At 57.2% G+C, this 327-nt stretch carries 1 protein-coding gene; it reads left to right on the top strand.

Going from position 1 to position 327, the window contains the following annotated elements; genetic code table 11:
* A partial coding sequence (locus ACWGS9_RS35605) for a hypothetical protein (RefSeq protein WP_454509532.1) occupies positions 1–327 on the top strand: 327 nt, incomplete at both ends.

Below are 327 nucleotides of genomic sequence, written 5' to 3'. Positions count from 1 at the left end.
CCGGCTACACCTTCAAGGCCCGCGTCGGCGCCTCCTACTTCGATGCCGGGTCGAAGCTGCGGTTCAAGATTCAGTATGATCGCAGAGCACAAATTGTGATCGGCACGAACCCCGCTGCGGTCATGCCAGTAATGGCTTCCGGCTCGGCCGGTACGGCAAACTCGAACTCAGTTACTTGGGTATCAGTGGCTACCGGCGCCTTCGTCCCCTCGACTGCAAGTAGGATCGCAGTACTAGGACAGAGCAATGGCAATGGGACCGCCGGGCAAAATTTGTATATCGCCCCGAATAATACGTATTCGGGGTATGCGTGCGCGAACACCCTTA

The sequence above is a fragment of the Mesorhizobium sp. Arg314 genome (assembly GCF_053714275.1).
This window is presented reverse-complemented; position numbering and strand designations above follow the sequence as displayed.